This window comes from Citrobacter sp. Igbk 17, assembly GCF_028069775.1.
In the GTDB taxonomy this organism is placed as follows: Bacteria; Pseudomonadota; Gammaproteobacteria; order Enterobacterales; family Enterobacteriaceae; genus Citrobacter.
This window is the reverse complement of sequence record NZ_JANEWI010000003.1, coordinates 226,046-232,539: the sequence shown is the minus strand read 5'-3', so window position 1 is coordinate 232,539 and position 6,494 is coordinate 226,046. Positions and strand designations below refer to the sequence as shown.

Sequence of the window (6,494 nt, the reverse complement as noted above, 5' to 3'; positions counted from 1 at the left end):
CAATACGATAATATATCCAATCTATTTTTTATTTCCCTTCTATTTACTAATTCTATATATGAATTTCTCTCTGGTTTTTGATGGGGTTTTTCATATTTTAAGTGTTGATGTACATCAAATTAAAATCGAACTTCCAATAACGCTCTGCTAATTTTGACTCTTTCGATATAAATGCGTGTGTCAGGCATTAATTGTGGCGTGTTTTTCTGCCAAAACGAGTAATTCCTCATTATTGAATAGAGTAAAATGCTTAAGAATTTCCTTATTTAAGGTTAAAGATCTGATTATTTGATCTNATGCAGATCATTATTCTATTATCGTCTGTAAAGAACTGTAGTGTGACGAGTGTGTACAGCGATAAACAGAGGGATGATGAGATGGCTGACAGTTTCCAGAATGAGGTGCCAAAGGCACGCGTTAACCTAAAACTTGACCTGCATACCGGCGGGGCGAGCAAGAAAACAGAATTGCCGTTGAAATTACTGGTTGCAGGTGATTTCAGTAATGGTCAGGATTTCTCACCCTTATCCGGACGTGAAAAAACCAATATAACTAAAAACAATTTCGATGCTGTTCTTTCTGATTATTCTCCCAGAGTCGACCTCACTGTTAAAAATACGCTTGCTGATGACGGCAGCGAGGACGCCATCAGTCTGACATTCCGGAACATGAAAGATTTCTCACCGGAACAGATTTCCAGACAAATACCCCAGCTGAAAGCCATGCTTTCCATGCGCAACCTGCTGCGTGATTTAAAGGCCAATCTGCTGGATAACCAGGCTTTTCGAAAGGAGCTGGAAAAAATTCTGCTGAACCCGGCGCTCAGCGCGGAGCTCAGAGCCGAACTGTCATCTCTGGCACCAAAACAACCTTAACCATCACGACGTTATAACGGATTAACAAGGAATGCTCATGTCTGTTCAAAATGAAAGTGCTGTGGGTGGAGAAAGCGTTGTACTGGAACGCGCTTCGGCGAATGGGGTTTACGCGTCCCTGTTTGAAAAAATTAATCTGAATCCGGTATCTGAACTGAGTGCGNTGGATATCTGGCAGGATGCGCAGGCAATGTCTGATGCGACCGCTGATGAGCGTTTAACGGCCGGGATGCAGGTCTTTCTCGAGTGCCTGACGAAATCCGGTGCAAAAGTCGAGAAACTGGACAGGAACCTGATTGATCACCATATCGCTGAACTGGATTATCAGATTAGCCGCCAGCTGGATGCCGTGATGCATCATGAAGCGTTTCAGGCAGTAGAAAGCCTGTGGTGCGGTCTGAAGTCGCTGGTCGACAAAACAGATTTCCGCCAGAACGTGAAAATCGAACTGCTGGATATGTCCAAAGAGGAACTGCGCCAGGATTTTGAAGACAGCCCGGAAGTGACTCAGAGCGGACTGTATAAACAAACCTATATTGATGAATACGATACCCCTGGCGGAGAGCCTGTTGCCGCACTGATTTCTTCGTATGAGTTCGATGCCTCAGCGCAGGATGTCGCATTACTGCGTAATATTTCGAAAGTATCCGCTGCGGCACATATGCCGTTTATCAGGACAGCGCACAACCTTTGCTGCGTGATGCCGCCGCTGTTCACCTGGGGGCTCAGCTCAGTGCCTTTAATGCGTTGCCACCGGGTAGCCCGCGGCGTGAGCAGATGGCAAAAACCACCTATGACCAGCTTAAGCTCTACCTGATGCTGGCGCGTCCGGAACACATGGATGCGGTCTGGTTTAGTTCGGCGCTGCTGCACGACTGGCCAAGACGAGATGGCGTGAAAGACGGTGTTTGGCAAGGGATGGCTCCGTCGCTGCTGTCATTCTATGGTACGCAGTTGGTGATGCATCCGGAGTGGAAGCTCCGTGCTGATGAGGGCATGGTCAGCCAGGCGCGTTCGCTTCTTGTTCGCCTGATGGGCGTGCGGAATAGCGAATCGACCCTCCACCCGGCACGCAGGCGAAAATCTGGCACCACGACAAACGCCGTGTGCCGCTGAAGAAGCCCCTGACCATGAGCGTCAGCCAGCCCGTCACCCTGACAAACCGCCCGGTGATGGGCAACTATGCCACCGACGTGAACAGCCAGATACTGATGCGACTGGCCACCACTGACACGGCAGAAGTGCTGGGCTGGTTACCGGGCGGGGAGCTTCACACGGATTTAATGGCGCTGCTGCATGTGTATCTTGGGTCTCGCCTGGATGTCCGCCTGCAGCTGTGTGTCGACCGTAGCCTGCTACCCGACGCGATGATGAGCACTCACCCCAAAGCTGGCGCAGCGCAGTTGGGTCGTACCGCCGTGATACGGCCGCTGAATGCAGCGAACCGCGTCACGCCCCCCAAAACCATAACCATCAATCTTGGCCGCTATGAGCGGGTACAGGAAAATATTCACCGCAGGGAGACCGATGAAGATGGCGATTACCGCTGGTAAATTTCCTCTGGCTGCGCTGGCCGTTGGTATCACACTGATACTGGCGGGCTGTGGGCTGACTCAAAAAGTGACAGACGGCACTGTTGCCGTGACCAAATCGATTTTTTATAAGCAGATAAAAAACCTGCATCTGGATATTCACGCCCGCGAGGCCGTCAACAGCAATGCGGGTGGCGTGGCACTGTCCACAGTAGTGCGTATTTACCAGCTCAAAGACCGGAAAACATTTGACACGACAGACTACCCGTCACTGTTCAAGGCGGACAGCCAGGCCATTAAAGCAGACCTGGTAGCTGAGAAAGATATCCGCCTGCAGCCGGGCGGGGCAGTGACGGTTGATATGCCGATGGAAGAGAGTGCGCAGTATGTGGCAGTAGCTGGCATGTTTATGTCACCGGACCAGGTGAACAACACCTGGCGGGTGGTACTGAGCCGCGATGATCTTGATCCGGATAAAGCCCGCGTTATTGAGGCGGGGAACAACCGACTGACCCTGCAGGCGCTAAAAGATGAGTGAATCCTCCCGTCCTTCACTCTATGAAACGCTCTACGGCAACTTCACTGGTGGCCTCGATCTCCATCAGGTCAGTGAACAAAACCAGGCCATTCTCTCGGTACTGGATAACATGCAGCGCATCCTCAACTGTCGCGCCGGGACGCTGGCGCATCTGCCGGACTATGGCTTGCCGGATATGACCAAAACCCTGCAGGGGATGCCCGGCACCGCCCATGAACTGATGGGCGTGCTGTCGGCGGTGCTGCTCAAATATGAACCGCGCCTGAAAAGCATTAAGGTGGTACTACTCGAACAGATTGTTCCGGGAGAGCTTCTCTATGCTATTGATGCTGAACTCAACGGTATTGGCCTGGTGCGTTATGGTACGAAGTTTATGCCTGAAGGGCGTGTTTTGCTCCGACATCTTAAGCAACAGCAGTATCTCGGGAATACCTCCAGGATATGGCTCTTCTTTTTTCTCTCCAGCGTGAAAGGCCAGATAACATCATGTCAGCAAAATCACACTTTCTGAAAAAACTGCAGGCCAGACAGACGCTCCCCGGCTTGCCCGTCACTAAGCATCAGGCTGATATCGCCACATTTCGCTCGCGCATGACGCAACTTCAGGAACAGATGACCGGGTGGCTGGTGGATACGGGGATAGAGGTGCAAACAATACCTGTTTCTGTCACCGATCTGCTGGTGGAGGGCGGGGCTTTTGATGTCCCCGGCCTCGTTCTGCGTTATGAAAACCAGGCTGTAAAATTTCTGCCGGTATTTTTGTACGGTCAGGGCGTGACGGGGTGCGTGGAGATAACCCTCCAGACCGGAGAACACCTTACTGTATTAGGACGCTTATACAGGCGGGCAGGTAACGTCAGCGTCTGGATGTACGCGCCGAAAAATGACATCTCCCTGCCACAGCAGATGTTCGACGAAGATACCTTTTTTCGCCTGATTACCGCTCTTTTACCCCAGCAGGCTTGTGAATATTAACTTTTATTTTTGGCAGTATTCATCGAGTTTATTCATACGGCGTATTGAGTGCGAAGGGGCACTGCTCCGGGAAGCGGTATTAGCTGCCATCTGACGAAATTAACCTGCATGGATTTTCAGGAACCACTGAGTGAATAGTCAAAGAATGTTAAAGACTGGCGGCGATCCACGCGGCCTTCCCGATTTTACCCCATTGCGCGATGAACTAAGTAAACTGACGCATCCGGCGCGCCCGGATGTGGACTGGTTATATGCCGAAAAGCTCTGTCTTTCTCTGTTTGAGCAAAATGGCGCGGAGTTGCAGACGGCTGCCTGGTACACTCTGACGCGGCTGCAGTTGGCTGGGGTGGGGGGATTGAACGAAGGGTTGGCAATACTGGCGGTACTGATCTCCCGTCAGTGGGGATCGCTGTGGCCGCAGTCGCCCCGTGCGCGAATGGAAATCCTCAGTGCGCTGAGTAAACGGCTTCAGCAGATGATGCGTACGCTGACCTTATCTTATGCCGATCTCCCGCAATTACATCAGGCTTTGCAACATATCTCCTATTTTGGGGAGGTGTTACAAAAGCGGGAGCTGACAGACTTCGGTCAGACAGAAGCGCTGCGCGTACAGTTACACAATACGGTGGTAAGGCTGGAAAACAGCGTGCCACCAGGTCTGCCATCAGCATCTACAAGCGAAACACTGACTGCCTCCACTACCCGTCATGCGGATACGATTGCCGAATCTGACGGTTACCATCAATGGGTTTTTGTCGCACCGTCAGAATCTACGGTAAATATTGCTCCTCCAGTACGTTGGAAAGCGTTTGTGGCGGGAATGGCGCTGATGCTGGTGGCGGGGGGCGCATCGCTGTGGGGCTGGCAGGCATGTCATCGGGCTGAACCTTTGGTTGCACAGCTGAACACTTCATTGGCCGTGGCTCCTGAGCCGTTGACGATGGCGCAGCTGCAGGTATTAAGACAGCAAAAACTGCAACCAGAAGTGATTACTCTCCGTACCCGACAGCAGCTGGAACGCTTGTCTCTATTACCGCCAGACTCAACTTTTCGCCAGGAAACACAGCTGATACAACAACTGCGAGCCCTGTTCCCGGACAATGCTGAAGTAAGACAGCTTGCCAGTCAGTGGCGACATCAACAGGAAGCAACAGCACTTGCCCCGCAAAGTCTTAATGGCTGGTATCAGGGAATGATGAAACTACAGCAATTGGCAAACCAGTTGAATGCGCTGGACGAAAAACGCGGTAAATATATGACCGTCAGTGAACTGAAATCGCAGGTTTTTACCATCACACAGTTGTTTAGCCAGACACCGCCTGTGGAAGAGCGCTTACGGCAATTCGCGCAACAGTCATCACGCAATCAGGCCTTAGCTGTGGCGATAGACAGTCATTTGCGCCAGTTGTTGGCGAGATACAGTTTGTTGATGGACAGGGAAAATGATCATAATGAAATTAACAACGGAGGAGGAGTCTCTGGCGGCAAATAATCGAGCAAAGTCCGCTAGTAAATCACGTTTCTCCAAAAGCAAAAACCCAGCCATAGGCTGGGTTCTTTAAATAGTGGTGCCCGGACTCGGAATCGAACCAAGGACACGGGGATTTTCAATCCCCTGCTCTACCGACTGAGCTATCCGGGCAACGAGGCGCATTAAACCCGATTCACCTCGTTTCGTCAACGAAATTTCTTCAAATCAATGCAGACTGCACAATCTATCACCACATTGCTGGTATTGCACGCATTCTCAGGCAAAAAATGCAGTCCATGCTGCGGAAAGCGGCATTGCCAGTAGCAGGGCGGGAAGCATATTCACCACCGCAAACATTTTGATTCCACAAATACGTAGACCCGTCGCCAGCAACAGCAGTCCGCCTACCGCGCTGAAATCAGCCATCATGGCTGGGGTTGTCAGCGGTAAAATCAGAGCCGCGCAGGTGGCGAGCGTCAGCTGGATTGCCAGCATCGGTATGAAAATGGCAGACACGGCGATTCCTAGCGAGCAGGCGAAGATAATAGCGGTGAAGAAATCGAGAAATGACTTCGCGATTAAAATATTAGGATCGCCGGTCATCCCTTCATGTATCGCCCCGAAGATCCCGGTTCCGCTGGCGCAAAACAGCACGATGATAGCCACGTAGCTTTGGATGAAAGATTCGTGTGTTGCATTGACATCCGATTTGGTGAAAAGCTGCTGTGCTTTGGCGACCGCGGTATTAATGCCTTTTTCCAGATGACAGAACTCGCCGATCAGCGCGCCGACCAGCGTTGCCAGCACCATCACCGGCAAATTGGCGCACTTGATGACCAGTAAGATACCGATGCCTAACGAGGCCAGCCCGAAAATAGAGGTCATAGAGACCCGAATTCGTTCTGGTAAATGCTGACTGAGCAGCGCACCAAGAACGCCACCGAGTAAAATGGCGCTGGCATTGATAAAGGGTCCGATTACCACATTCGCTCCTGCATATCCATTATCATCTTGATATTAAATGAAATGAGTTGGGTATAATTATGTTTTCAGAATGCATTATTATGACGCTAATATTCGATAGAATGCTTGTTTATCTGTGA

General features: G+C 51.0%; 5 protein-coding genes, 1 tRNA gene and 4 pseudogenes. 8 read left to right on the top strand and 2 right to left on the bottom strand.

The features are described 5' to 3' along the window. Positions 1-377: 377 nt before the first annotated feature. The 8 genes and pseudogenes from tssB to NNO08_RS03345 all read left to right on the top strand — a co-directional run bounded on the left by tssB (position 378) and on the right by NNO08_RS03345 (position 5,412). The gene (gene tssB / locus NNO08_RS03380) at positions 378-875 is read left to right on the top strand and encodes a type VI secretion system contractile sheath small subunit (RefSeq protein ID WP_271441178.1); all 498 of its coding nucleotides are present in this window, start codon (positions 378-380) and stop codon (positions 873-875) included. A 31-nt stretch (positions 876-906) separates the two neighbouring features. Further along, positions 907-1,557, top strand: a pseudogene (locus NNO08_RS03375) (type VI secretion system contractile sheath domain-containing protein); the annotation flags it as partial. After that, positions 1,545-1,940: pseudogene (locus NNO08_RS03370) on the top strand (ImcF-related family protein); the annotation flags it as partial. The pseudogenes NNO08_RS03375 and NNO08_RS03370, both read left to right, overlap by 13 nt. Next, positions 1,940-2,428, top strand: a pseudogene (locus tag NNO08_RS03365) (type VI secretion system baseplate subunit TssG); the annotation flags it as partial. The pseudogenes NNO08_RS03370 and NNO08_RS03365, both read left to right, overlap by 1 nt. Beyond that, a complete protein-coding gene (gene tssJ, locus NNO08_RS03360) occupies positions 2,409-2,945 on the top strand; it encodes a type VI secretion system lipoprotein TssJ (RefSeq protein ID WP_271455668.1) in 537 nt (178 codons plus the stop codon). The pseudogene NNO08_RS03365 and the gene tssJ, both read left to right, overlap by 20 nt. Next, a pseudogene (tssE, locus tag NNO08_RS03355) lies at positions 2,938-3,387 on the top strand (type VI secretion system baseplate subunit TssE); the annotation flags it as partial. The gene tssJ and the pseudogene tssE, both read left to right, overlap by 8 nt. A 44-nt stretch (positions 3,388-3,431) precedes the next feature. Continuing rightward, positions 3,432-3,920, top strand: a complete 489-nt coding sequence (locus NNO08_RS03350) for a hypothetical protein (protein WP_271456189.1) — start codon at positions 3,432-3,434, stop codon at positions 3,918-3,920. Between the two features lie 130 nt (positions 3,921-4,050). Continuing rightward, the gene (locus NNO08_RS03345; protein ID WP_271456188.1) at positions 4,051-5,412 is read left to right on the top strand and encodes a VasL domain-containing protein; all 1,362 of its coding nucleotides are present in this window, start codon (positions 4,051-4,053) and stop codon (positions 5,410-5,412) included. Between the two features lie 74 nt (positions 5,413-5,486). Here NNO08_RS03345 and NNO08_RS03340 read toward each other — a convergent pair. Both NNO08_RS03340 and NNO08_RS03335 read right to left on the bottom strand, forming a co-directional pair. Next, a tRNA-Phe gene (locus NNO08_RS03340) sits at positions 5,487-5,562 on the bottom strand. Positions 5,563-5,667: 105 nt separating this feature from the next. Beyond that, positions 5,668-6,375: a DUF554 domain-containing protein gene (locus NNO08_RS03335; RefSeq protein ID WP_271441188.1), complete on the bottom strand. Its 708-nt coding sequence runs from the start codon at positions 6,373-6,375 to the stop codon at positions 5,668-5,670. Positions 6,376-6,494 lie beyond the last annotated feature (119 nt).